General features: G+C 66.3%; 24 protein-coding genes. 7 read left to right on the top strand and 17 right to left on the bottom strand.

Annotated features, from left to right (window positions below):
- Nucleotides 1-54 precede the first annotated feature (54 nt).
- Nucleotides 55-1,026, bottom strand: coding sequence for a zinc-binding dehydrogenase (locus AB0L82_RS07385; protein ID WP_364632331.1), 972 nt, complete (start codon nucleotides 1,024-1,026; stop codon nucleotides 55-57).
- 100 nt (nucleotides 1,027-1,126) lie between these two features.
- Between AB0L82_RS07385 and AB0L82_RS07380 the strand changes: the two genes are divergently transcribed.
- Nucleotides 1,127-2,053 carry a dienelactone hydrolase family protein gene (locus tag AB0L82_RS07380; protein WP_364632329.1) on the top strand — a complete coding sequence of 309 codons (927 nt, stop codon included), beginning with the start codon at nucleotides 1,127-1,129 and terminating at the stop codon, nucleotides 2,051-2,053.
- Between the two features lie 70 nt (nucleotides 2,054-2,123).
- Here AB0L82_RS07380 and AB0L82_RS07375 read toward each other — a convergent pair whose 3' ends face one another.
- The 7 genes from AB0L82_RS07375 to AB0L82_RS07345 form a co-directional block, all read right to left on the bottom strand.
- The gene (locus AB0L82_RS07375) at nucleotides 2,124-2,435 is read right to left on the bottom strand and encodes a pyrimidine/purine nucleoside phosphorylase (protein ID WP_364632327.1); all 312 of its coding nucleotides are present in this window, start codon (nucleotides 2,433-2,435) and stop codon (nucleotides 2,124-2,126) included.
- Nucleotides 2,436-2,508: 73 nt separating this feature from the next.
- Complete coding sequence (locus AB0L82_RS07370) at nucleotides 2,509-3,825, bottom strand: serine/threonine-protein kinase (RefSeq protein WP_364632325.1); 1,317 nt, start codon at nucleotides 3,823-3,825, stop codon at nucleotides 2,509-2,511.
- Between the two features lie 89 nt (nucleotides 3,826-3,914).
- Nucleotides 3,915-4,265: a hypothetical protein gene (locus AB0L82_RS07365; RefSeq protein ID WP_364632324.1), complete on the bottom strand. Its 351-nt coding sequence runs from the start codon at nucleotides 4,263-4,265 to the stop codon at nucleotides 3,915-3,917.
- 9 nt (nucleotides 4,266-4,274) lie between these two features.
- Complete coding sequence (locus tag AB0L82_RS07360; RefSeq protein WP_364632322.1) at nucleotides 4,275-4,910, bottom strand: pyridoxamine 5'-phosphate oxidase family protein; 636 nt, start codon at nucleotides 4,908-4,910, stop codon at nucleotides 4,275-4,277.
- 135 nt (nucleotides 4,911-5,045) lie between these two features.
- Nucleotides 5,046-7,403 carry a RelA/SpoT family protein gene (locus AB0L82_RS07355; protein WP_364632320.1) on the bottom strand — a complete coding sequence of 786 codons (2,358 nt, stop codon included), beginning with the start codon at nucleotides 7,401-7,403 and terminating at the stop codon, nucleotides 5,046-5,048.
- 207 nt (nucleotides 7,404-7,610) lie between these two features.
- Nucleotides 7,611-9,206, bottom strand: a complete 1,596-nt coding sequence (locus tag AB0L82_RS07350; RefSeq protein WP_364632318.1) for an ATP-binding cassette domain-containing protein — start codon at nucleotides 9,204-9,206, stop codon at nucleotides 7,611-7,613.
- A 165-nt stretch (nucleotides 9,207-9,371) separates the two neighbouring features.
- Nucleotides 9,372-11,354: a peptidoglycan DD-metalloendopeptidase family protein gene (locus AB0L82_RS07345; protein ID WP_364632316.1), complete on the bottom strand. Its 1,983-nt coding sequence runs from the start codon at nucleotides 11,352-11,354 to the stop codon at nucleotides 9,372-9,374.
- Nucleotides 11,355-11,512: 158 nt separating this feature from the next.
- On the opposite strand from AB0L82_RS07345, the gene AB0L82_RS07340 reads away from it, so the two are divergent.
- Nucleotides 11,513-11,800 (top strand): hypothetical protein, encoded by a 288-nt coding sequence (locus AB0L82_RS07340; protein ID WP_364632314.1) that lies wholly within the window; start codon nucleotides 11,513-11,515, stop codon nucleotides 11,798-11,800.
- 7 nt (nucleotides 11,801-11,807) lie between these two features.
- Here AB0L82_RS07340 and AB0L82_RS07335 read toward each other — a convergent pair whose 3' ends face one another.
- Nucleotides 11,808-12,998 (bottom strand): helix-turn-helix domain-containing protein, encoded by a 1,191-nt coding sequence (locus AB0L82_RS07335; protein WP_364632312.1) that lies wholly within the window; start codon nucleotides 12,996-12,998, stop codon nucleotides 11,808-11,810.
- A 195-nt stretch (nucleotides 12,999-13,193) separates the two neighbouring features.
- Between AB0L82_RS07335 and AB0L82_RS07330 the strand changes: the two genes are divergently transcribed.
- A complete protein-coding gene (locus AB0L82_RS07330) occupies nucleotides 13,194-13,475 on the top strand; it encodes a hypothetical protein (protein ID WP_364632310.1) in 282 nt (93 codons plus the stop codon).
- A 34-nt stretch (nucleotides 13,476-13,509) separates the two neighbouring features.
- Here the strand turns inward: AB0L82_RS07330 and AB0L82_RS07325 are convergent, their stop codons facing one another.
- From AB0L82_RS07325 to yajC, 5 genes are all read right to left on the bottom strand, one after another.
- A complete protein-coding gene (locus AB0L82_RS07325; protein ID WP_364632308.1) occupies nucleotides 13,510-14,082 on the bottom strand; it encodes an adenine phosphoribosyltransferase in 573 nt (190 codons plus the stop codon).
- A gap of 35 nt (nucleotides 14,083-14,117) precedes the next feature.
- A complete protein-coding gene (locus AB0L82_RS07320; RefSeq protein ID WP_364632306.1) occupies nucleotides 14,118-15,833 on the bottom strand; it encodes an ABC transporter substrate-binding protein in 1,716 nt (571 codons plus the stop codon).
- Nucleotides 15,834-15,852: 19 nt separating this feature from the next.
- Complete coding sequence (gene secF / locus AB0L82_RS07315; protein ID WP_364632304.1) at nucleotides 15,853-17,082, bottom strand: protein translocase subunit SecF; 1,230 nt, start codon at nucleotides 17,080-17,082, stop codon at nucleotides 15,853-15,855.
- Nucleotides 17,082-18,794, bottom strand: coding sequence for a protein translocase subunit SecD (gene secD / locus AB0L82_RS07310; protein WP_364632302.1), 1,713 nt, complete (start codon nucleotides 18,792-18,794; stop codon nucleotides 17,082-17,084). Before secD ends, secF begins: the two co-directional genes overlap by 1 nt.
- 97 nt (nucleotides 18,795-18,891) lie before the next feature.
- Nucleotides 18,892-19,266: a preprotein translocase subunit YajC gene (gene yajC, locus AB0L82_RS07305; RefSeq protein ID WP_364632300.1), complete on the bottom strand. Its 375-nt coding sequence runs from the start codon at nucleotides 19,264-19,266 to the stop codon at nucleotides 18,892-18,894.
- 212 nt (nucleotides 19,267-19,478) lie between these two features.
- On the opposite strand from yajC, the gene AB0L82_RS07300 reads away from it, so the two are divergent.
- Both AB0L82_RS07300 and AB0L82_RS07295 read left to right on the top strand, forming a co-directional pair.
- On the top strand, nucleotides 19,479-20,399 hold the full coding sequence (locus AB0L82_RS07300) for a helix-turn-helix domain-containing protein (RefSeq protein ID WP_364632298.1): 921 nt from the start codon (nucleotides 19,479-19,481) through the stop codon (nucleotides 20,397-20,399).
- Nucleotide 20,400: 1 nt separating this feature from the next.
- The gene (locus tag AB0L82_RS07295; protein WP_364632296.1) at nucleotides 20,401-20,928 is read left to right on the top strand and encodes a dihydrofolate reductase family protein; all 528 of its coding nucleotides are present in this window, start codon (nucleotides 20,401-20,403) and stop codon (nucleotides 20,926-20,928) included.
- Nucleotides 20,929-21,021: 93 nt separating this feature from the next.
- On the opposite strand, the gene AB0L82_RS07290 is transcribed toward AB0L82_RS07295, so the two are convergent.
- Nucleotides 21,022-22,515 carry an NAD(P)/FAD-dependent oxidoreductase gene (locus tag AB0L82_RS07290; RefSeq protein ID WP_364632294.1) on the bottom strand — a complete coding sequence of 498 codons (1,494 nt, stop codon included), beginning with the start codon at nucleotides 22,513-22,515 and terminating at the stop codon, nucleotides 21,022-21,024.
- Nucleotides 22,516-22,615: 100 nt separating this feature from the next.
- Between AB0L82_RS07290 and AB0L82_RS07285 the strand changes: the two genes are divergently transcribed.
- Both AB0L82_RS07285 and AB0L82_RS07280 read left to right on the top strand, forming a co-directional pair.
- Nucleotides 22,616-23,245 carry a TetR/AcrR family transcriptional regulator gene (locus tag AB0L82_RS07285; protein ID WP_364632292.1) on the top strand — a complete coding sequence of 210 codons (630 nt, stop codon included), beginning with the start codon at nucleotides 22,616-22,618 and terminating at the stop codon, nucleotides 23,243-23,245.
- 88 nt (nucleotides 23,246-23,333) lie between these two features.
- The gene (locus AB0L82_RS07280) at nucleotides 23,334-23,885 is read left to right on the top strand and encodes a DivIVA domain-containing protein (RefSeq protein ID WP_364632290.1); all 552 of its coding nucleotides are present in this window, start codon (nucleotides 23,334-23,336) and stop codon (nucleotides 23,883-23,885) included.
- 1 nt (nucleotide 23,886) lies between these two features.
- On the opposite strand, the gene AB0L82_RS07275 is transcribed toward AB0L82_RS07280, so the two are convergent.
- The gene (locus AB0L82_RS07275) at nucleotides 23,887-25,137 is read right to left on the bottom strand and encodes a hypothetical protein (protein ID WP_364632288.1); all 1,251 of its coding nucleotides are present in this window, start codon (nucleotides 25,135-25,137) and stop codon (nucleotides 23,887-23,889) included.
- Between the two features lie 108 nt (nucleotides 25,138-25,245).
- A complete protein-coding gene (locus AB0L82_RS07270) occupies nucleotides 25,246-25,629 on the bottom strand; it encodes a VOC family protein (RefSeq protein WP_364632286.1) in 384 nt (127 codons plus the stop codon).
- Between the last annotated feature and the right edge of the window lie 11 nt (nucleotides 25,630-25,640).

Below are 25,640 nucleotides of genomic sequence, written 5' to 3'. Positions count from 1 at the left end.
CGCCTGAACGTCGCGACCGGCCGGAAGTCTTTGACTCCCGGCCGGTTTCGCGGTTCAGACCGCGAGGATGAGTTTCCCGGTCGAGGTGCGGCTGTCCATCAGGCGATGGGCGTCGGCCGCCTCGGCGAGCGGGAATTCGGCGGTGATCGGCAACTCGACCTTGCCGCTGGTCACCAATTCGAAGGCGCGCGAGGCGATTTCACGCAGCACCTGAGGCTCGCTCGCGGTCAGGCTCAGAATCGAGAAGCCCGCGATCGACCGGCCGCGCGGATACAGCTCGGGCTGGCCGATCTGCCAGGCGGGTTCACCGCCGGCGTTGCCGAAGGACACCAGACGGCCGAACAGGGCCAGGGTGTCCAGACTGCGGCGCATGGTCTCACCGCCGACCGGGTCCAGCACCAGATCCACACCGCGGCCGTTGGTGGCGGCGCGCACATCGTCATCGAAGGTGTCGGTGAGGAAGGCATCGTCGTAGCCGAGCTTGCGCGCGTAATCCGCTTTGGCCGCACTGGAAACCACGCCGTAGACCGCGCCCGCACCGGCCAGTGCGGCCACCTGCCCGGCCACGGTACCGACACCGCCCGCGGCGGCCTGCACCAGCACGGTCTCCCCCGGCTGTACCCGGCCCACGGTGTGCACCAGCGCGTACGCGGTGGGCAGCACGGTGGGAAGCGTTGCGGCCGTGCGCAAATCGACGCCCTCGGGAACCGGGAACACCGTGGCGGCCTTGGCCCGCACCACCTCGGCGTACGCACCGCCCTCGGTGATCGCGGCGACCGGCTGGCCGATCTCGAAACCTTCGACGCCCGCACCGAGGGCGCGAATCCGGCCGGACAGTTCCAGACCCGGCACGAACGGCAGACCGGGCACCCGGTAGCCGACGGACCGCGCCTGTAGATCCGCGAAGTTCACGCCGATGTAGGCGATATCGATGGTCACCTCGCCCGCGGCGGGTTCGGGGATGTCGAGTTCGACCACCCGCAGTACCTCCGGTCCGCCGAACTCCTCGAAACGCACACCGCGCATGCGGCACCTCCAGATCCTGATTTACAGCGACGTGAAGTCATAACGAAGACGAGGCCGTTGTGTTCCCCGGCTCGCCCGCACTGCGCCTAGGCTGATCTTCATGACGCCGCTGCAGCGCTATATCGCAGAGGAAATCGCCACCGACCATGTCGAGGGCCTGCTCAGCCGCCGCGAGGCGCTGCGCCGGCTGGGCATGCTCGGGCTGGGCGCACCGGCCGCCGTGGCGCTACTGGCCGCCTGCGCCGATAAGGCCGATGAATCCGGTGCTCCCCCAGCGACATCGGCGACCGGTAGCGCCGCGCCGGGTTCCGGCGCACCCGCGGGTCCGCCACCGGGATCGGCGACCGCGCTGCCCACCGCCGCCATCACTTTCCCCGGCCCCGACGGCCGCACCCTGCAGGCGGCTTGGGCCGCAGCCGCGCAACCGCGCGGCGGTGTCCTGGTGATCCATGAGAACAAGGGCCTGACCGACCACATCCGTTCCATCGCAGGGCGTTTCGCGGGCATCGGCTACAACGCCCTGGCCGTGGACCTGCTCTCCGAGGAGGGCGGCACCGCCACCTTCACCGATCCGGCCGCCGCCACCGCGGCACTGGGCAAACTCCCCCAGGAACGTTTCGTCGCCGATCTGCGGGCCGGTGTGGCCGAACTCGGGCGTCGCACACCGGGAAAGCGACTCGGCGCCACCGGCTTCTGTTTCGGCGGCGGCCTGGTCTGGCTGCTACTGACCACCGGCACACCGGAATTGGCGGCCGCCACCCCGTTCTACGGCCCCTTCCCCGACAACGGTGAGATCAAGACCAAGGCCGCGGTACTGGCCGTGTACGGAGCCCTGGACTCCCGCGTCGACGCCTCCCGCCCCGCCGCCGAAGCCGCCCTGGACAAGATCGGCGCCACCCACGAATCCTTCGTCGCCGACGGCGCGGATCACGCCTTCTTCAACGACACCGGGCCCCGCTACAACCCGACCGCCGCCATCATGGCCTGGCGGCGCGTCACCGACTGGTACGCCCAGCACCTGGACTGACAGCACAACGCCCGTGCCATCGCAGGGATGACACGGGCGTGCGGTGCGCGCCGCGGGCGCGACCGGAAGCTCAGCCGAAGTGGCAGACGTAGTGCACCGGCTCCACGACCTCGATCTGGAAGCTGCTGTCTCCGGGCACCGAGAACGACTCGCCACCCCGGTAGACGACGGTCTCGTCCGAGCCCGCCAGGGTCACCTTGGCCTCACCCTCGATGAGTTCCATGATCTCCGGCGCGCCGGTGTTGAAGGTCAGCGTCGCGGGCAGAATCACACCGACCGACTTCGCGGTGCCATCGGCCAAGGTGATGTTGTGGCTGACGCACTTGCCGTCGAAGTAGACATTCGCCTTCTTGGTGACACTGACATTCTCGAACGCGGTCATGAACTCTCCTGGTAGTGACGCTGGGAGAGGTCAGCCTACCGGTGGCCCGGACACCCGCCGCGCGGTGGCCGGGTCATCGGCGGCGCAGGCACCAGAGTTCGAGTTCGGAGGGTGCCGGGTAGGTGAAGGAGACGCCGCCGGTGCGATCGCAGCGCAGGTTGAAATTGGTTTTGGCCGCGTCATCGGTGGGCTGGGGTGCGGCGAAATGGAGGCGATCGACGATGAGCCATTCGGCTTCGGCGGCGGCGCACGGGACGGCGGTGCGGGGTGGGTCGGCGCTGTCGCGTTTCCGGATGCAGCTGCCGGGGGCGACGGACAGGCCATCGGCCAGGTCGAAGGTGTCATCGGCGAAGCTCGAGAACCAGACGCTGTTCCGGTAGAGGGTCAGCACCGTGGCCGTGCCGAGAATGATCACTGTGACGGCGACGGCGAGGGTGCGCAGTAGCCGGGTTCTGCCGAAAGGCGCTCGCGCCGGGCGGGATTCGGGTGCGGGCGGGGACTCCGGGGTGGGGACGGGCGGGTTCGGAGCGCGCTCGCGCATCGGTTCCGGTGCCGTCCCGGGGCGAATCACGGTGTGCTGCGGGCGATTCAGCAGGGCACGGGCGGCTCGAATGCTCGGGCGCTCGGTCGGATCCTTCGCCAGCAGCGCGGTGATGAGTGGTTCCAGGCGTCCGGCCGCGGGAATCGGCGGCACCGGTTCGAAGAGTACGGCGCTGAGGGTGGCGGTCACCGTGTCCCGGTGGAACAGGGAGATGCCGGTGCACGCGTAATGCAGGGTCGCGCCGAGGGAGAACAGATCGCTCGGCGGTTCGCTGCGTTTATCGCCGGTGCGTTCCGGTGCCATGAACTCCATCGAGCCGATCAGCACCCCGGTCTTGGTGACCAGGGTGTCGGATTCGTGCACGGCTATTCCGAAGTCCGCCAGCAGGATTCGGCCGCCCGCGGCGAGCATGACATTGGAGGGCTTCACATCGCGATGCACGACGCCGGCGTCATGGGCGGCCTCGAGGGCGTTCAGCAGCGCCTCGGCGACACCCGCGGTGGCCTCGACCGACAGCGGCCCGCCCGTCTTGACCCGCTGCTCCAGTGACTGGCCGTTGACGATCTGCATGACCGTCCACGGAATCCCGTGCTCGATGACCACGTCGTAGACGCCGACGATATTCGGATGATCCCGCAGCCGAGCGGCATTGCGCGCCTCATGCTTGGCCCGCAGCAGCAATTCCTGGTGTTCGTCATCGGGCAGAATCCGCGCGAACGTCACTTCCTTCAGTGCCACTTCGACATTGAGCGCCTCATCGTGCGCCCGCCACACCCGCCCGAAGCCACCCGAACCCAGCACCTCGACGAGCCGATATCGACCACATACGGCATGGGCTGGTTCGAACATTCCAGCCATACGACCCCCGATCACTCACACGCCACCGCACGGCGTGCACGACGATCGTAGTGCCACCCAACGTTTTTGGGTGTTCGAGGCTATTGCGACTGTGCCCAGGCGGCGATCGGGAAGGTGAGGTAGACGCCGAAGTTCTCCAGGCCGGTGGCGGCTTCGAGGGCGGCGTGCAATGCATCGGCCCGATCCTGCCGGTTCTTCGCGCGGCTCTCGAAGAACTTGGAGCGCACCTCGATCACGACGTCCAGGCCGCTCACATCGAACGGCCCCAGGGCGCGGAAACGCATTTCGACATCACCCGGCCGCAGATCGCCGTCGTAGGGCTCCTCCGGACACTCCACCGCGATCGAAACCAGATGTGGCAGAACATCAGCCAGGGCGGGCAGGGCGGATTCGGGAACATGGGCGGCGTAGGTGACCTCGATCAGCGGCATCGCTCGATGCTACCGACCAAGATCGGAACCAGGCGGGGTCGCCCGCAGGCGCGCGTTCTCGCGTTCGAGTTCGCCGATGCGGTCGTGCAGCGATTGCACCGCCTCGAGGACTTCCTCGCGCGGATACAGCTCGGGGATGTGCTGGCTGCAATTCCAGTCGAACGCCTCGACCTCGATGAGCAGCGCGCGCTCGATCCGGGCCGGATAGTCCTTATCGCCCAGGGCGGCGATGAGGTCCGGATCCTGCTGCGCCTCAACCACTCTGGCCCGGCCCATGATCTTCAATCGGGTCCTGGCGGCATAGTCCATCAGGAACAGCGCGACGCGATCGTCATGATCGAGGTTGCCGCGGCTGATGTACTGCTTATTGCCGCGGAAGTCGGCGAAGCCGAGGGTGTTCGCGTTGATCACCTTCAGGAATCCGCGCGGACCGCCGCGATGCTGGATATAGGGCCAGCCGGTCTCGCCTACCGTGGCGAGATAGAAGCTGTCGCGTTCGGCGATGAACAACGCCTCGTTCGGCCCGAGGCGATCGGGCACCTCGGGTACCTGCGCCATCCGCTCGTAGGCGCGCAGACTGCCGTGTTCGCGCTGATGCTCGCGCACGGCGGGCGTGAACGCCACCTGCGCATAGTGCCCCGTCATGACACGACTCCTTCACGTATTTAACCGCCTATACCTACTTCAACAGTTAGTCACGCGGCTTTGATTCCCGATGCGGGAAAGAAAAAGCGGCGCTTCCCATCGGATGGGAAGCGCCGCCGTGCGGAGTCGTGCGGATCAGGCGGCCGAAGTCACCCGGTAGACGTCGTAGACGCCCTCCACATTGCGCACCACATTCAGCAGGTGGCCGAGGTGCTTGGGATCGCCCATCTCGAAGGTGAACTTCGAAATGGCCACGCGGTCACCGGAAGTGGTGACCGCCGCCGAGAGGATATTGACCTTCTCATCGGCCAGCACCTTGGTGACATCGGAGAGCAGGCGGGTGCGATCGAGCGCCTCGATCTGAATGGCGACCAGGAACACCGAGGACGGCGACGGGGCCCATTTGACCTCGATGATCCGTTCCGGTTGCGCGCGAAGGGAATCCGCGTTGGTGCAGTCGGTGCGGTGCACGCTGACCGCGCCGCCCCGGGTCACGAAGCCCATGATCTCGTCGCCCGGCACCGGGGTGCAGCACTTGGCGAGCTTGGAGACCGTACCGGGCGCACCCGGAATCTCCACGCCCGCATCACCGGTGAGCCGCTGCCGCGAGGGAACCGTTGACGGCGTGGACCTTTCGGCCAGCTCGTTCTCGACATCGCTGACCCCGCCGAGCTGCGCCATCAGGCGCTGCACGACGTGATGCGCCGAGACCTGGCTTTCGCCGACCGCCGTATACAGCGCGGAGATATCGGTGTAGTGCAGTTCGGCGGCCAGATTGGTCATGGCGTCCGCGCTCATCAGGCGCTGCAAGGGCAGCCCGGACCGGCGGACCTCCTTGGAGATCTGGTCCTTACCCGCCTCGAGGGCTTCCTCGCGGCGTTCCTTGGCGAACCACTGCCGGATCTTGGCCTTGGCGCGCGGGGACACCACGAAATTCGCCCAGTCCCGGGAGGGTCCGGCGTTCTGCGCCTTGGAGGTGAAGATCTCGACGACCTCACCGTTCTCCAACTGGCGTTCCAGCGCGACCAATCGCCCGTTCACGCGCGCGCCGATGCAGCGGTGGCCGACCTCGGTGTGCACGGCATAGGCGAAGTCCACGGGGGTGGACTTCTGCGGCAGCGTGATGACCTCACCCTTGGGGGTGAAGACGAATATCTCCGGCGACTTCAGGTCGAAGCGCAGCGACTCCAGGAATTCGGCCGGATCGGCCGCCTCCCGCTGCCAGTCGAGGAGCTGACGCATCCACGCCATATCGTCGACTTCGGTGGAATCGTTGGAATGCTTGCCCTTGGTCTCCTTGTACCGCCAGTGCGCGGCGATACCGAATTCGGCGGTGCGGTGCATGTCCTGGGTGCGAATCTGCACTTCCAGGGGTTTGCCGTCCGGTCCGACCACGGTGGTGTGCAGCGACTGGTAGACCCCGTACCGCGGCTGGGCGATGTAGTCCTTGAAGCGCCCGGCCATGGGCTGCCACAGCGAATGCACAACGCCCACAGCGGCATAGCAGTCCCGCACCTCATCGCAGAGGATGCGGATACCGACCAGGTCATGGATATCGTCGAAGTCCTTGCCCTTGACGATCATCTTCTGATAGATCGACCAGTAGTGCTTGGGGCGGCCCTCGACGATGGCGTTGATGCGGCTCGCGGCAAGAGTATTGACGATCTCGTCGCGCACCCTTGCCAGATAGGTATCGCGCGAGGGCGCGCGGTCGGCGACCAGGCGCACGATCTCGTCGTACTTCTTGGGGTGCAGGATCGCGAAGGCGAGGTCCTCGAGCTCCCATTTCACCGTGGCCATACCCAGGCGATGTGCCAGCGGGGCGATCACCTCGAGGGTTTCGCGCGCCTTCTTGGCCTGCTTCTCCGGCGGCAGGAAGCGCATGGTGCGCATATTGTGCAGCCGGTCCGCGACCTTGATCACCAGTACGCGCGGATCGCGCGCCATGGCGATGATCATCTTGCGGATGGTCTCGGCCTCGGCGGCCGCGCCCAGATTGACCTTGTCCAGTTTGGTGACGCCGTCGACCAGGTGGGCGACCTCGGTGCCGAACTCATTGGTGAGCTCGTCGAGCGAATAGCCGGTGTCCTCGACGGTGTCGTGCAACAGCGCCGCCACCAGCGTGGTGGTGTCCATACCGAGCTCGGCGAGAATGTTCGCGACCGCGAGCGGATGGGTGATGTACGGATCGCCGGACTTCCGGAACTGATGCTGATGCTTCTCATCGGCGACATCGAAAGCCCGTTGCAGCAGAGCCAGATTCGCCTTCGGATACAGCTCGCGATGCACCGTCGCCAAGGGCTCGAGCACCGGTTTCACAGCGGCGATACCGCGCTGGCCGGTCATCCGGCGGGCGAGGCGGGCGCGCACGCGGCGGGACGCGGAAGTGGGGACGGCGGCCGAGGCTGGACGCACGGGAGCGCCGGGCACAGGAGTGGCGGACTCGCCATTCTCCGATTGCCCGGCGTTCGCCTTCTCCAGATTCTGTGTCATGCCACCACCTCTCCCGGCCTCGATCGGAACACCGTACCGGACCGTCCAACCACGTAGACCACCCACTTTAGTCCTGGAAACGTTTCGAGACCGGAACGCCGAACGCCGCCTGACCGGACCTGCCCGGAGCGTTGAACCTTACTCTCCCGTACCGACACTTCGCGGCGGCATTGCGTCCTGATTGCTCCGGTCTCGAAACCTCATCCCTTATTCGACCGGGGCGTCTGCCAGACCGGCCGCGGTGAGCTCCAGGCGGCGCGTCACCCCGATCTCGGCCAGAAAGCGCGGATCGTGGCTGACCACGATGAGCGCACCCTGGAATCCGGCCAGCGCCTGGGTGAGATGCCGCAGGCTGGGCAGGTCCAGATTATTGGTGGGCTCATCCAACAGGAGCAGTCGCGGGGCGGGTTCGGCCAGCAGGATCATGGCCAGCGCCGCGCGCAGCCGTTCCCCGCCCGAGAGCGCGCTCGCGAGCACATCCGCGGCGCTCCCCCGGAAAAGGAATCGAGCCAGTTGCGCCCGAATCCGTTCCGGCGAGGCGTGCGGCGCGGTCGCGGCCACATTCTCGAATACCGAAAGGTTCTCGTCGAAGACATCCAGGCGCTGCGGCAGCATGCGCCACGGCACCTTCGGCGATTCCTGTCGAATACGATGCAGCAGAGTGGTTTTGCCCACGCCATTGCGCCCGGTGAGCGCGATCCGCTCGGGTCCGATCACCTTCAGCGATACGGTCGGCCCGCACGCCAGGGTGAGCTCATCCAATTCGATGACATCCTGCCCCGGATACACCCGGGTATCGGGCAGATCGACCCGAATCTCCCGGTCATCGCGCAATTTCTCCTGCGCCTCGGTGAGCTGATCCTTCGCATCCTCCAATTTCCCTATGTGCTGATTGCGCAACTTGCCCGCCGATACCTGAGCCTCGCGTTTGCGATTGCCCATGACGATCTTGGGTTCGCGTTTCTGATCCCACATCTTCTGCCCGTACCGCTTACGCCGATCGAGCTTGATATGGGTCTCCACCAATTCCCGGGCCTGCTTGCGGACATCGCCGCGCGCATCGCGAATGGCGGCGCGCGCGGTCTCCTGCTCGGCCTCGACAATGCGCTCGTACTCGCTGAAATTACCGCCGAACAAACGGATTTCGCCCTGCCGCAGCTCGGCGACGGCATCCACCCGTTCCAGCAGTTCCCGGTCATGGCTGACGGTCAGCACGGTGCCGTCGAACTGCCCGACCACGTCGTAGAGCCGCTCGCGCGCCACCTGATCGAGATTGTTCGTCGGCTCGTCCAGCAGCAGGATCTCGGGCTCGCGCAGCAGTTCGGCCACCAGCCCGAGCAGTACGGTCTCGCCGCCGGAGAGCGTTTCGAGTCGCCGATCCAATTGCGCGATATCGCCTGCCACATAGTGCAATCCGAGGCGCCCGAGCAAGGCCAGTGCGCGTTCCTCGATATCCCAGGCATTCCCGACGATTTCGAAGTCCGCCGCATCCGCGGTTCCGGATTCTATGCGGTGCAACGCTTTCCGGATCTCGGCGATCCCCAGTACGGCATCCACCCGCTGACCCGCCGCGAGACCGAGGTCCTGCCGCAGATATCCGCGCACCCCGGGAACGGTCACCGATCCCCTACCGGGTTGGAGTTCACCGGTGATCAGGCGGAAAAGCGTGGATTTACCGGCGCCATTGCTCCCGACCAGGCCGATATGACCCGGACCGAGCCGGGCATCGAGACCATCGAAAACAGGGGTGCCGTCCGGCCAGGCGAATGCGAGATCGGAAATGGAAATAACAGGTAATGACATGCGGACTCCCACAGGTACTCGCGAGATGCGGCGCGCAAGGACTGCGGGCCACGCGGCGGTTACCTCAGGAAATCAACGCATTGTCTCCGATCGATCGGGGCAAGAACGTTTGCCACTCTAACCAATCCCAACGAACCAGTGCAAGTGTGTATTTCGTGAGCGGGCTCACTGGCCGATGCGGCGGGCCTTCATACCGTTCAGCAGCGGAACCTCGGCGACCTTACCGCCGGGTTCGGCGTGCAACATGCGACCGTTGCCCAGGTAGATGCCCACCGTGGCCGGGCCGCGGGGGCCGAAGTTGCCGAAGACGAGGTCACCGGATTTGGCCTTCAGCAGCGCCACCTCGGTGCCGATCTCCCACTGCTGTTCGGCGGTGCCGGGCAGCGAAATGGTGCCGTTGCTGGCGGAGAAGACGGCCGCGGCGGTCAGGCCGGGTTCGTCGAAGCCGCCGCCACTGGGGCCCGATGTGGTGCCGCCACCGAAAACGTATGGGGTGCCGAGCCATTCGTGGCCCGCCTCGGCGATCTGCGGACCGAGAGCGGCAGCGGCATCGGGGGTGAAGCGGCCCGCGCTGCCCATACTGCGGAAATTCGCCTCGGCGGCAAGGATTCTCGCCACATAGGGACGGGTTTCGCTGAAGTGACCGGGCACCTGATTGGGCATACCGCCCGAGGCCAGCACCGCACCCTCACCGGCGTTGTAGGCGGCCAGACTCAGGGCTGTGACATCACCGGTCACCTTGCCCTGATCGATCCAGCCCTGCACCGCCTGGGCGATGGCGCACATATAGCGGCCCTGGCCCATGATGGCGTCACCGTCGTCCCAGAGGCTGGCGGTGCCGTTACCGTCGGCGTCTATGACATAGGGCTGGCCGTCCGGGGCCAGCGACGCCGCGGTGCTGGGCAGGAATTGCGCCAGCCCCTCCGCGCCGGCGGGTGAGGTCAGGCCGCGGCGGAACCCGGATTCGGCTTGCCCCTGCGCGGCCAGCAGCGAGGAACTGATCTGCGGGCACAGCGAACCGGCGCGGCGGTACCAGACCTCGAGCTCGGCCGGGACCTTTCCGGAGGCGAGATTGCCTCCGGCGGAACCGAATCCGTTCTCACAGTTATTGGGGATGGTCGCGGTCGGGAGCGAGGAACCCGAGAGCCAGGCCATCGGGTCGACCTGATGGCCGCCGGTCAGGCGACCGCCGGGGACCAGCTCGAAATGCAAATGGGGACCGGAGGATTCGCCGTTGGAGCCGACATCCGCGATGTGCTGGCCCATGGTGACGACGTCACCGGTGTGCACGAAGATGCCGGATTCGTACATATGTCCGTAGACGGTGGAATAGCGTCGGCCGCTCTCGTCGAGCGAGTCGATGACGATCCAGTCGCCGAAGCCCGACGCCGGACCCGAGGCGACCACCAGACCGTCCGAGACGGCGTAGATGGGCGTACCCGCCGCGCCCGCCATATCGACGCCCAGGTGCGCGCCGCCACGCGCGCCGAATGGGTCGGAGACGGTGAAAGTTCCTGCGGCCATCGGGTATTGGCGGCGACCCATCCCGGTCAGCTTGCCCGCCTCGTTCACCGTTCCCGGCATGGCGGCCAGGGAAACCTCGGTCGGGCCGGATACGGTCGAGGTGGCGGTGACCGCCTTGATGGTCACCTGCACGCGATCCATATGATTGCGCGCCGCATCCCCGCGATCCTCCATGGGCGTCCACTGAATACCGCTGGAGGCCTCCGGAGTCCAGCTGCGCTGCCGCCACAGCACATAGTCGACATGGAAATTCGCGGCGCTGTCGCGCAGGAAGTCAACGATGGCATCGCCCTTGGCCTGATCATTGCCGACGATGAATTCCACCGCGCGCCCCTCGCGATGATCCGGGTACGCGTCATCGGCGATGACCCCGCGCATATCCATCATGCCGAAACGCGCGACCACACAGCGCAATGCGCGCAGCGCGCCCTCCTGGAGTCCGGCCTCGGCGGCCGATCCGGTGGCGGGGCAATTGGGTTCGGTGCGCGCACTGGTGGCCGCGGGAATGCCGGGAGTGCCCGCACCGCAGGTCGACTCGGTGGCGGGCAGGATGACCACGAGCACCAGGGTTACCAGGCTCAGAATGAGTCCGACGGCACCGCCGATGAGGTACTTGGCCTTCACGCCAGAACGCTTCCGGTGGCCGTCGTGATCACTCGGTCATCATGCCATGCCGGACACGCCGAATCACGGACCAGCCATTCGGTTTGGCGAGCCAGCGCGTCGTCCGCGACCCGCCGGTTCGCGGTTTTCGAAGGGCACACAACGGGCATCCTTCGCCAATGCCTTATGTCGCCCGCAATGAGGCCACCGCCGCCCGCATAATCAGCGGCGTCGGGGCACTGTTCGCTCTCACCGAGGGCCTGTACATCCTGCTGCTGCTCTTGCACGCCGATCAGTCGAATCGGTTCTTCACCTTCATCAAGGGGTTCGCCGAGCCGCTGGCGCTGTTCTTCCCGGGGCTGTTCCACACCGGCAACGGAACCATCGACATCATCCTCAATTACGGTCTGGCGGCGGTCTTCTGGCTCGTCGTCAGCGGTTTCGTCGCCCGGATGGTGGCGCGCTGAGCGTGCGCTACAACTCGGCGGTGGCCAGATCGAACGCGGTGAGCGCCGCGGCGAACAGCGGTGTGTGCTCGGAGCGGCCCGGATCGTAACCGGTGAGGGTGGCGATCCGGTTCAATCGATAGTTGAGCGTATTGCGGTGCACCACCAGCGACTCCGCGGCCGCCACCCGATTGTGATCGTGGGTGAGGAACGCGCGTAGCGCCTCCATCAGATGCGGATGTCCGGTGAGCGGTTCGAGTAGGCCCACCAGCCAGGTGCGCGCGGGTCCGGGCCGGGCGAACTGGTACTGCAATGCCAGATCGGCCATTCGATACACACCGGTCGGTCTGCCCAAACCCAGTGCGAGCCGGGCGATCTCACCGGCCTCCTCGGCGCGCGGCGGAATCTCCGAAACCATTGCCGCGGTGGCCGTTCCGGCGATCACCCGGACACCCGCGGCGGCGGCGATGCGGACGATCGCGGCATCGAGCCGCGCCGAGGATTCGGTGGCGGGCACCAGCACCCAGCCGCCCGCGCGATCCAGCACGGTGAGCGCGTGCGGCGACAGCGTATCGATCTCCCCGTGAATGACGCGCATGGCGGGCCGCGCACCGTCCGCGGTCTCCGCGCCGCCGCAGGTGCGCAGCGCCAGCACGTGATACGACCCCAGCGTGATACCGAACCGGTCGGCCAGTATCTCAGCGGGCTTACCCTGTAGCAGCGCTTGCGCCAGAGCGCGTTTCACTTCCCGCTGCTCCCAGTGCAGATCCTGGCGCTCGCGCAGATACGAGGCCGCGACGCCCGGTATCACCGCACCCAGATAACCCAGCAATTGCGGTACCGCGGCGATGAGTTCCTCGCGCTGCTCCGGCGTCTGCGCGGCGGCGGCCAGGAAATTCCAGGCCGCCAGCGCGCCCCGGTGATACACCGAGAGCACCGAATCCAGCGGAATGCCTTCGCGCGCACGGCGTACCGCGACCTCGATCATCTCGTCCAGATCCCCGGCGCGCGGTTCCCGATGTTCGCTCACCAGCCGCAGGAACAGCCGCAGATTCTCCTCCGAGCGGCGAATCAGGTCCTGTTCCAGCAATTCGGTCGGCAACTGTTCGTAATCGGGCACGGTGCGCACCACCGCGTGGACGACCTCGCGGGCCACCTCGGGTAGGTGCGCACTGAAGAATTCGGTGAAGGGTGTCTGCTCCCCCGGTGCAGTACTCATCTCGACATTGTGAGCGCGAACGAATCCCCGCGCAGCACAACGGGACACAACAGGGCAATCAAGACACCGACTGGTCCATATCCTGTCATCCGCACAAACGCACGGACTCCCGAGCGCGGCCGAGCACCCGGAAATCGCAGGGCTCCGCCCGCGTTTCAATCGGCTGACATGGGGAATCGCCCATATATGCCTTATATGTATCAAACCTACCGGGAGAGCATGGCCGCCCGCCTGATCGGCGGCATCGGCGCTCTGTTCGCGATAGTCGAAGTCGTCTACATCCTGTTGCTGGTCTTCGGCGCGGACCAGTCCAATCGCTTCTTCACCCTGATCAAGGGCTGGGCGGAACCGCTCGCGCTGTTCTTCCCGGGACTGTTCCACACCGGCAACGGCAATCTGGACATCGTCATCAATTACGGTCTGGCAGCGGTGTTCTGGCTGTTCGTCACCGGCCTGATCGCCCGGGTCGTGGCGTGACCCGGGCGTCGAGGGCCCAACGGCGACCGGCGGCTCAGAGCTTGACGATCGAGGTGAGCGGGTAATCGCCCTGGCGATCCCGCCCACCCAGGAAGCCGAGTTCGAGCACCACGGCCGCGGCCACGACCTCGGCGCCCGCGGCGTGGAACAGCTCGGCGGCGGCGGCGAGGGTGCCGCCGGTGGCCAGCACATCGTCGAGCAGCAGTACGCGACGACCCTTCAGTTCGATACCGTCGGCCGGGATCTCCAGTGCGGCCGAACCGTATTCGAGGGTGTACTCGCGGCTGATGACCGGCGGCGGCAGCTTGCCCGCCTTGCGCACGGCCACCACACCGGTGCCCAGGATGGCGGCCACGCCCGCACCCAGCAGGAATCCGCGCGCGTCCACGCCCGCGACCAGATCGGCATCGGGCGCGCACGCGGCGAAGCAGTCCAGCACCGTGCGGAAGCCCTCCGCATCGGCGAACACCGGCGTGAGATCGGCGAAACGCACTCCCGGAGTCGGGAAGTCGTCATGCCAGCGGGTCAGCCCCTGTACCGAGTCCGCGGCCCTGGCGGTGCGCTGCTCCACCGTTTCAGCGGTATCCGCGATTCCATGCTTGCTCATAGACCCACTCCTCGTCACCTCGCCACCACGGTCACTCACCGTTCGAGCACCCAGCGATCCATATTCCAACCCGCGCCCGCCCGAGTGGGGCTGGCGATCCCGTCCTTCAGTCCGTCCCCGAACGCGATGGTGCGCGGGGAGGAGAACAACGGGATGGACGGCATCTCGCTCCAGAGCAGGTTTTCCTGCTCGTTGAGCAAGTTCAGCACGGTGGTCGAGTTGTCCTCCGCCGCAAGCTGATCCGCGATGGCATCGTAGCGGCCATTGCCGAACCTATTGAAATTGAGCCCCTGACCTGTGTGAAGCGCGGCGATCGCATCGGTAGCTGTGAGCGATCCGGAGGGGCCCGGCATGGCGGCGGTGCCGCCGAGGATGGCATCCACCTTGCCGTCGACGAGCTGCTGCGGCGAGAAGTCCGGGGTGCCCGCGTCCACCACCGTGACGCCACCGGCCTTACAGGCGTCGGCGATCATGGCGACGGTCTGCGCGCGCCGCTCATCGGGCCGCAGATAGCCGATGCGAATGGTGGCATTGGCCTGTCCGGCGGAGGTCATGGCCTGACCGGCCGCGCCGCCGTCACCCTTGTTGTACTTGTCACCCGGACCCGAGATGGCCGGGTAGTACAGCGAATCCTGCTGCACCGTACGGGAATTCAGAATGCCCGCGCCCAGGCCCACATCGACCTTGTAACCCGGATGCCCGAGCTTGTCGAACAGCGCCTGGCGCGGCACGCAGAGCGCGAACGCCCGACGCGCGGCCACATTCTGGAAGACCCCGCCGGTGCTCAGCACCAGCTGCTCCACCCCGCGACCGGGCAGATTCTCCGAGGAGAACCCGCTCAGTTTGGCATCGCCGAGCGCGCCCGCACCGATATCGAGCACCCCGACGGCCTTCGAATCGACCTTGGCCTTGAGATCGGTGTTCTTGTCCCACACCACGATTCGCGGCGTCTTGGCGGCGTTGCCCCACCACTTCTCGTTCTTGACCAGTACCAGACCGTCCTTATCACTGAACGATTCGATCCGGTACGGACCCGAGGACGGCAGCGCGGTCAGATCCAGCTTGCCGGGGGCCAGCTTCCAGCCGTTGTTCCAGAAATCGGCGATCCGCTCGGCCGTGCCCTGATCACCGGATTGCAAGGGCGCCACCACATTCGGCACCTTCACCGCCGTGGCGACCACATGCGCGGGCATCAGCTCGGAGGCGTTGAACAGCGTCTTCCACGCCGTATAGTGCCGGCCCGGCCGGAACACCACGGTGGCGTCCTTGGATCCGGGCTGGCAGTCCACGCGCTCGATATCGCTGTATCCGGCCGTGCTCGCGGCATCGAACATGGGCACCGGCCCACCCGGACCGGCCTTGGTGAAGCGCCCGCTGCGCGCCGCCCACGCCATGACCAGATCGTCACAGGAGGTCGGCGCGCCATCGGAGTACTTACCGTCCGGATTCAGGCGGTACTGGATGGTCTGCGCCTCGCCCGGCACCTCCTTGGCGGTGCCGGTATCGGTATCGGCCACCGGCTGCCCATCGGGTCCGGTGTAGAAGAACCCGGTGATCACCCGCGAGAACACCGCCGCCGCACCGCTGTTCGCGCCGAGCGTGCTACCGCCGTTATAGCTGGCGACGGCCGTGTCGACGCCGTACCCGATGGACGGGACCTGGTTCTTCCCGGCGCAGCCCGCCACCATGCCCGCGGCGACCACACCGGCGAGCACGATGACCGAACCGCGGCGAGCTTTGTTTCCGATCACTTGCCGCAACCCCCTGCGCTCAGTGCCTTCGCTTGGTTCGTTTCCCGGTGGGTCGAGTTCCCGGTCGCGGGGCATCGCCCCCGCGGGAACGCGGTGCCGAGCCCTCGCGGCCCGCACCCGCCGCCACCGGACGGCTGGCCGCGCCCGCACGCTGCGCGGCGGCCTCGGTGGCCCGTCCGCTGACCGCACCCGAGCGACGCGCCAGCACTTTCTTGGTGTGCGCGGCCACCGGGCCGAAGCGCTCCTTGATGGTCACCAGCAGCGGCACCGCGAAGAAGATCGAGGAGTACGCGCCGACGATCATGCCGACCAGCTGCACCAGCGCGAGGTCCTTGAGGGTACCCACGCCCAGCAGCCATACCGCGACCACCAGCATGCCGATGATCGGCAGAATGCCGATGATGGTGGTGTTGATCGAGCGCATCAGCGTCTGGTTGGCCGCCAGGTTCGCCTTCTCGCCGTAGGTGTGCTTGGTCAGATGCAGTACGCCCTCGGTGTTCTCCTCGACCTTGTCGAAGACGACCACGTTGTCGTACAGCACATAACCCAGAATGGTGAGCAGGCCGATGACCGCCGCGGGCGTCACCTCGAAACCGACGAGCGAGTAGATGCCCGCTGTCACAACGAGATTGAAGAACAGCGAGCCGATGGCCGCGATCGACATATCGCGTTCGAAGCGAATCGCGATGTACACCATGGTCAATACGACGAAGACCACCAGCGCCAGCAGCGCCTTATGCGTGACCTCGCCACCCCAGGTCTCGCTGATCTCCGCGGTGGAGATGGCGTTCATATTGGGCTGCCCATTCGAATCCTTCGGCTTGAAGGCGTTGAACAGGGCGTTCTGCAGTTTGTCGGTCTGATCCTTGTCCAGGCTGTCGGACCGGATCTGAATGGCAGCGGCCGAACCGGAGCCGACCTTCTGCACCGCGACCGCGTCATGGCCGAGGGTGTCGGCGTAGACCTTCTCCACCTGCGAGGTGGTGACCCCGTCGCCCGCGGGCAACTGGATGCGCGAACCGCCGGCGAAGTCGATGCCCAGGGTGAACCCGCGCACCGCGATGGAGGCGATCGCGATCAGCAACAGCAGCGCCGCGAGACCGTAGAACAGCTTGCGCCGTCCGACGATCTCGAAACCGCCTGTGCCGGTGTACAACCGCTCGAACAGGCTGTGCTTACGCGTCGCCCGCTCGGATTCGTAGTCGAGTTCGGAATCGATATCCAGAACCGAACTGTTGTCGCGCGCCATCACGCCTCCTTCACCAGGACGCCGGACGCCGCTTTGCGCTCCCGGGCAATTTCAGCAACAGCGCCGAGACCGTTCACCGACGGCTTGGCCCAGAAGGTCGAGCGCGACGCCAGCATCAGCAGCGGCGAGGTGACCAGGTAGAGCACGATGATGTCGAGCACCGTGGTCAGACCCAGCGTGAACGCGAAGCCCTTCACCTGACCGGCGGCCAGGATGTAGAGCACCGCGGACGCGATCAGCGAGACCGTCTTACCCGAGAGGTTGGTGCGCTGTGCGCGCTGCCAGCCGCGCGGGACCGCGGAGCGGAAACTGCGCCCGCCGCGCATCTGGTCCTTGATGCGTTCGAAGAAGACGACGAACGAGTCCGCCGTCATACCGATACCGATGATCAAACCGGCGATACCGGCGAGATCGAGGGTGAAGCCGATGGACCGGCCCAGCAGGATGATCAGCGCGTACACCGCCACACCGGCGGCGACGAGCGAGAAACCGGCCAGGAAGCCGAGCATCCGGTAGTAGAGCAGGCAGTACAGCAGCACCGCGACCAGACCGATCGCACCGGCGATCAGACCGGCCCGCAGCGAGCTCAAACCCAGTGTCGCGGAGACGGTTTCGGCTTCCGAGGTCTGGAACGAGAGCGGCAGCGAACCGTACTTGAGGGTATTGCCCAGCTCCTGCGCGGAGGACTTGTTGATACCCGGGCCCGAGATCGAGGTGCTGCCGCCGTACTGGCCGCCCTGCTGCACCACGGGCGCGCTGACGACCTTGGTGTCGAGCACGAAGGCCAGCTGCTTGTTGTAGTACTCGGTGGTCAGCTTGCCCCAGGTGTCGGCGCCGCCGGACTTGAAGTCAACGGACACAACCCATTTGGATTCCTTCTGGACGTACTGTCCGGAGGCGTCCTTGATCTCCTGGCCGTCCAGGCGGCTCTTGTCGAGCAGGTAGACCTCATTGCCCTCGACACCACAGGTCACCAGCGGCAGATTCGGATCGTCGTTGCCCTGCAACGGATCCGGCTTGGTGCAGTCCATGGTGAGCATGGCGGTCTGCTGGATCGTCGGATCGGTGCTCTGGCGCAGGGCCTTCGCGTCCGCGATCTCCTTCTGCGTCTGCTGCGGGGTCGGCTGCGCCGGGGGCGCGGTCGGCGGAGTGGTGGGAGCCTGTGCCGGGAACACCCGGTTCTGCTGTGCCGGGGCCTCACTGGTCGGCGCGACATCCGCGGCGGGCGGCACGTCGGCCGGGGCGCTCGGCGCGACCGAGGCGGGTGGCGCGGCCGGCTGCTGCTGCGGTTGTTGCTGCTGCTGGTTGACCGGTTGGCCGTTCTTCACCTGCGGCGCGATGGCCTGGATCACCGGGCGGACGTACATCTTGGCGGTGGTGGCCAGCGCCTTGGCTTGCGCGCCGTCCTCGCCCGGAACCGTGATGACCAGGTTGTCACCCTCGATGACGACCTCGGAACCGGAGACACCCAGGCCGTTGACGCGCTGCTCGATGATGCTCTGCGCCTTGCGCAGACTGTCCTGGCTGGGCTTGCCGCCGTCGGGGGTGCGCGGCGTCAGCGTGACGCGGGTACCGCCCTGTAGGTCGATGCCGAGCTTGGGGCTCGCCGTTTTGTCTCCGGTGAAGAAGATCAGGCCGAACATCACGGCCACCAGTGCGGCGTAGACGCCGAGCAGGCGCAACGGATGCGCCGTTCCCTGGGAAGGTGGCACAGTACTTATCTCCTAGGCGGATCAGTGATGGATCGAGCGGGCACACCGCAGCGCCGTCGGCCGCCGGATCGCGGCGGGCCGACGGCGCGCGGGAATGTCAGTCCTTGGACAGCTTGGGGGCGTCTTCGGAGTTCTCCGACGCGGGAACGCTGTCGGACACCGATTCCACGGCCGGGGCCTCGGTATCGGTGTCGGTCGACTCCTCGGTGACCGCGGCGTCGTCCTTGCGGATTTCGCGGATGCTCGCGCGCAGCCAGGTGGTGACGACGTCCTCGGCGATCTCGATATCGACCGAATCGTCATCGGCCTCGACGACGGTGCCGAATAGGCCCGAGGTGGTGACCACCCGGTCGCCGACCTTCAGGGCTTCCTGCATCTCGGTCACCTTGGCCATCTCCCGCTTCTGGCGGCGGACCCCCAGGAACATCGGGATGAGCAGAGCAACCAGCAGCAGCGGCAGCAGAAGGTCCATCGTCGAAGTCAGCCCTTAATTTGAGTGGTCGAATGGGTCGTTTCCCCGACAGTCTGCCAGGAGAACCTGAGATAGGGCGCGCCGACCTGTATTGGATTCGCCCAGGGCGAATGAGTTGGCCGCACGTGCGGACGACACCTCGCCCGGCGCTTGGCCGACACAGAGCAAGATCGGTCAAGCGGGGCGGGCGGCTCGCACGCAAGACTTATCAGGTGCGCATCGGACGAGATCGACTTCGTGAACTGCTGGACGCGGTGCTGGCGCAGGACAATTCGACGCTGGGAGATATGGCGGCCGAAGCGTTCTCCTCGCCGTTCCACTTTTCCCGGCAATTCGCCCGCGGCACCGGGGAATCCCCGGTCGCGCTGCGGCGGCGGGTGCTGCTCGAACGCGCCGCCTGGCAATTGAGCCGGGGCGAACGCGTCACCGAGGTGGCGTTCGAGGCCGGATACGACTCGGTCGAGGGGTTCAGCCGGGCATACAGCCGGGCATACGGGCATCCGCCGAGCGGAACGAGTGCCGAGCGGGCGGCGCGCTGGCTCCCGGCGGCCAACGGTGTGCACTTTCATCCGCCCATGTCGCTGTGGGTGGAGAGCGAACCGAAGGGACGACCCGATATGGACCCGACGGCGATCATGCTGCACCACGATGTGGATGACACCCGGGAACTGCTGGAGCGGGCGGCGGGATTGACCGATGAACGGTATCGGCTGGTGCGCGCACCGGGGTTCTCGGTGCTGGAGTGGGACGGGGTGGAGGAATCCATCGCCGGGGTGCTGGCCAATCTGATCCGGACCAGGGAGGTCTGGCTGGCCGCGATCGAGGGTGCGGACACCCCGGCCGCGACGGCAGACGATCCGGCGGCGCTGCGCGCGCGATTCGAGGAGGTCACCCCGCGCTGGCTCGCCGCCGTGCGCGAGATCGATGGGCGCGGCGGCTGGAACGACACCCTCATCGACGCGCTGTGCGAACCGCCGGAGAGCTTCGTGCTGGGCAGCGTGATCGCACATGTACTGACCTATTCGGCGCATCGCAGACTGCTCGTCCGAGCCTGGCTGCGCGCTGAATCACCCGATGACGCAATGGAAATCGGCCACGGGGATCCCATTATGTGGCTGCGACAGAGAGGTTGAGATGTCCTTCACCACCTATTACACCGCCAGCAGTCTGGACGGATTCATCGCCGATGCGGAGCATTCCCTGGATTGGCTGCTGTCCCGCAAAGCCGATAGCGACGGGCCGATGGGATACAACCCGTTCATCGCCGAGATCGGCGCGATTGTCATGGGCGCCAACACCTATCAGTGGGTGATCGAGCATGAACCCGACGAGTGGTCGTACACCATGCCCGCGTGGGTGGTGACGCATCGCGAATTCGAGGCGAAGCCCGGACGCGATATCCGCTTCACCAGTGCGCCGATTCCGGAGATCTATCGGCAGATGGCCGAAACCGCCGGGGACAAGAAGTTGTGGGTGGTCGGCGGCGGCGGGCTGGCGGCCGAATTCGCCGAACACGGTCTACTCGACGAGATCATCGTCTCGTACGCTCCGGTGACCCTCGGCTCGGGTGCGCCGCTGCTGCCGCGCAAACAGGAATTGCGCGCGGTCGAAACGGCGTTGAACGGTGAACTCGTCTGCGCCCGTTTCGAAGTCGTGAAATAGCGCCGATGTCGTGAGACCTGGCCGCGCGGCCGGAGCCGACCCTCCGGCCGCGCGTCTCCGTACCGGACCTACCCGGCACGGAGTTCACCGGGCTCAGGCCGAACGGGTGCCGTAGGTGTAATCGTCCAGCGGGAAGGTCGACGCCTCCCGGTGCGCGTTCAACGTGCTGGTGGGACGCAGCAGCGCGGCCTCACCGTGCTGGTTGAAGTAGTAGCTGCGCGCGGTGGAGCACTGACCGCCGTAGAACACCGAGGAGTCCAGTTTGTCGGTGACGCGATCGAGGAAGCCGGTATTGGCCTGCTCGGTGACCTCGAAGACCTCTTCGCCGCGACGCTGCATCTCCCCGAACAGCCGGCCCATATGCTTCATCTGGGCCTCGATGGTGGTGAAGTAGGACAGACCGCTGTACGAGTACGGGCTGTTCAGGCTGACGAAGTTCGGGAACTTCGGCACGGTGACGCCCTCGTACGCCTGGAAACGGTTGTCGCGCCAGAACTTTCCGAGGTTGACCCCGTCGCGGCCGATGATCTCGATGGCCGGGAAGTTCACATCCCACAGGTTGAAGCCGGTGGCCAGGATCAGGGTGTCGATCTCGGTCTTGTGACCGTCGGCGGTGACTATGCCGTCGGGCTCGATGTGATCGATGGAGTTGGTCTCGAGGCGCACATGCGGTTCGTTGAACGTCTTGAAGTAGTGATTGGAGAACGTGGGGCGCTTGCAGCCGAAATCGTAATCGGGCGTGAGCTTCTTGCGGGTCTCGGGATCCTTCACCGAATTCCGCAGATGTGCCTTGGCGAGTGCGGCGGCGGCCTTGTTCAACGGCTTGGCCTGCTTGAAATGCAGCACGCCGACGACCATGAGCGCTTCCAGCATGGAGGTGTTCACCATGCGAGCGGCCTTCTGCGTGAACGGAACTCGCGCGAACAGCGATTGCACCGGCTTGGGGATGGCGGTGTCGACCTTGGGCACCACCCAGATCGGGGTGCGCTGGAAGACGGTGAGCGCCCGCGCCTTCTTGGCGACCTCCGGAATCAACTGCACGGCGGTGGCGCCGGTGCCGATGATGGCGGCCTTGGTATCGGTCAGATCGAAATCGTTCTCCCACCGGGTGGTGTGAATGATCTTGCCAGCGAAGGTGTCGATGCCCGGGAACGGCGGGGTGTACGGCTGGGACAGGAAGCCGGTCGCGGCCATCAGGTAACGCGCGGTGAGGGATTCGCCGTTCTCGATGGCGACCACCCAGTGCTGCTGTTCCTCATCCCAGCGCGCGCCCCCGACGACCGTGTCGAAGCGCATGCGGCGGCGCAGGTCGTATTTGTCGGCGACGTGTTCGGCGTACTTCTTGAGCTCCGCGCCGGGCGCGAACAGGCGCGACCAATTCGGGTTGGGCTCGAAAGAATAGGAGTAGGTGACCGAGGCGATATCGACCGCCAGGCCCGGATAGTGATTGACGTGCCAGGTGCCGCCGAGGTCGTCCTCGCGCTCCAGGATCACGAAATTGCTCAGGCCGAGCCGATCCAGCTCGATGCCCGCGCCCATCCCGCCGAAACCCGCACCGACCACGATCGCGTCGTACTGAGGTGCCACGACGAACCTCCCTGTAAAACTGCGGCCCATAGGCCGCATGTGACCCGGATGTCACGGAATGACATCTCATTCCGTTTGTGAACACCGTATCATCGGGGTCGTGACGAAGCCATCCTCGAGAATCGAACGGCGTAAGGCCGAACTCCGCCAGGAGATCATCGATACCGCGTTCGCCTGCTTCGCCGATAAGGGCTACCACGCCACCGGCATCGCCGATATCGCCGCTGAGCTGGGTATCGGGCATGGCACGTTCTACCGGTACTTCGCGAATAAGCGCGACATCATCGATCACGTCATCGACGATCTGGCGGCCCGCATCATCGAGGCACTGGGCACCGATAACGCACCCGATGCGGCCGAGAGCCTGGAGGAGTACCGGGCGCAGTTGGAGCGCATCGGCAGCGCGCTCAACGATATTTTCCTCGCGGACGCGCGGGTAGCGCAGCTACTGCTGTTCCAGGCCACCGGCATCGATACCGAATTGACCATGCGGTTGTACGGTCTGCTCGATACGGCCGACGCGCTGACCACGGCCTATCTGGAACACGGTGTGGAACAGGGGTATCTGCGCGCGGATCTGGACACCGTCAACACCTCGCGGGCGGTGACCGGCATGCTGCTGGCCGCGATCCTGCACGGATTGCGCCAACCGCAACCTTCCGCGGCGGCGACCGCCGATCTCACCCAAGCGATTCGACGGTTGATCATCGACGGCGTGCGCAAGGACTGAGCCGCGGTCCGGACCCGAGCTTTCCGACAAAGCGGATCCGCAAGGGGCGGCGGCGATTCGGACATGAGCACATTGGCACAATGACCGCGTGACTCCCGAGGACGTTCGCCGCAGACACTTCGGCACAGCACCGTTCGGGCACCACGGCTATCACCCCGGCCAGGTGGACGCCTTCTGCGCGCGCATCGCCGACACCATGTCCGGTCATGATCATTTGAGCGCCGCCGATATCCGGCTGGTGGAATTCGACGGGCCGCCGTTCGGGCATCGCGGGTACGACATCGACCAGGTCGACGAATTCCTCGATCAGATCTGCCTGGAACTCGAGTATCTGCGGCGCGGGCATCCGCTCATCACGGTGCGGCAGCAGGAGGATCCGCTCACCCACGACGATGTGCTGCGCATGCGGTTCTCCGCGCCGCCGTTCGGGCTATCGGGTTATGCCGCGGAGGAAGTGGGAGCGTTCCTGGATCGGCTCGCGGCGACCCTGGCGCATGACGGTCCCAACGGTCTGACGGCGGAGGATGTGCGCCACACCAGATTTCACACCGCCTCCCCCGGTACCGCCGCCTATCACCGGGAAGAGGTCGACGCCTTCCTCGACCTCGTCTCGCAGCAATTGGCCAAGGCCACCAGCTGATTCAGTTCCGCGCGCGGGCGTATTCCGGAAAGCGTTCGCGCAGTGCGAGATCGAACGCGGTGGCGCGGGCATGGGAATCGAACGCGCCGAACGGATCGCGCAGACGGCGGAACGGGCGCAGGTACCAGCCCATCAGATCGGCGGCCTGGACCGGGGAATCGTGCAGCAGACACCAGACCACCGCGGCGCGCAATCGGGCGGCGTTGAATCGCATTCCCTTGTCGCGCAGGCGAGCCGAGTCCAGGAACGCCTGCGCGTCGGGCCACTGCGCCAGCCAGGGCGCGACCGGTCCGCGCACATAGCCCATGAACCATTCCACCGCCTTGTCGAAGTCGGCCCCGCGCCCGAGCAGGAAGCCGTGCCCCGGATCCCAGCCCCGATCGCTCCCGGCGAAGCCGAGATCGTCGATGTCCCCGAATCGGCGATCATCGCCTTCTTCCCGGTCCAGCCACGCGGTGTCGGGTAGCTCGGCCACCAACCGGCCCACCTCGGCATCGAAAAGCACCGCGTAGCCGTCGATTTCGACATCGCCGAACCGGCTGCGCCGAATATGGGCCGCCACCGCCGCGGTGATTCCGGGAACCGCCGTATCCCTGGTGAACCAGCAGCGCCAATCATCGAGGGGATCGACGGCGGTGAAACCGGCCGCGGTAAGGGCGGCGGTCAGCCGCTCGGTGACCCCGCCGAGCAGTTCCGCGGTCACGGGCGATTCGAGTGTTTCGAAGGGCTCCACGGTGTCATCGGGCGCTGTCGTCGCCGAGTCCGCGGCCGAAGTCTCAGCGGTGGCGAGGGGCGAATCGTAGCTGTAGCCCACCAGCTCCTCGGCCAGGAACATGGGCAGATCGAACGGGCTGGCCGCGGCGGCCGCACACCGGTGGCGGGCCGAATCGTATTGCGGCGGAAGCTCACCGCTCACCCGCAGCTCACCCTCATCGATATACGGATCGAAGGCCACCAGCCACCGCTGCGCCCCATCGACCCACCCTTCGATGGACGCACACCCCGCGAGCTCCTCCACCTCGAGCGAAATCACCTCGCACCCCACCGAGAGCCGAGGCAGATCCGCGATCTCCTCGATCTCCTCATAACCCCCCTCCGCCACCACGAGATACCATCCGCCCCGCCCCATCGCTCCCGAATACGGCGGCGCCGCAACAGCACTCCGCTCCCCCGTCCGCCGCAACCCCAGCGCCCCGCACACCTCATCCGACGTCCTGCCGCGCACCGCGACCCAGCCGACCGACTCTCCCATAGCTTTCCCTCCCCGATAACACTGTCCCCGACAACGTATCGAGGAAGCCCGACATACGCCCGCCCTCAGTAGTTCCTCACGAATCGAGACCCCGCTCGGCAGTGCTGCTCACGTGAGCGGATCCACCCGGCCGCGCAGGAGGCAGAATTCGTTGCCTTCCGGGTCGGTGAGGACGTGCCAGGAGACATCGGGCCCCTGGCCGATGTCGGCGAGTTTCGCTCCGGCGGCGAGGATGCGTTCGAGCTCCTCGGCTTGGTCGCGGTCGGTGGGGCTCACGTCCAGGTGCAGGGGGAGTTTGCCGCGGCGGGGGTCCGTGGTGGGGTTGAACAGGATGGTGGGGTGGGGGCCGCCGAAGGTCGCGCCGGGCGGGCCGATTTCCAGGGTGCCGTCATCCCAGCCGAGTTCGGTGTAGCCCAGCACCTCGCACCAGAAATCGGCCAGGCGCTGGGGGTCGGTGCAGTCGATGACCAGTTCGGTGATTCTGCAAGCCATGGTGGGGACGC

Source organism: Nocardia sp. NPDC052001, from assembly GCF_040680615.1.
In the GTDB taxonomy this organism is placed as follows: domain Bacteria; phylum Actinomycetota; class Actinomycetes; order Mycobacteriales; family Mycobacteriaceae; genus Nocardia.
Note: the sequence above shows the minus strand (reverse complement) of the source record. Positions and strands in the feature narration are given on the sequence as shown.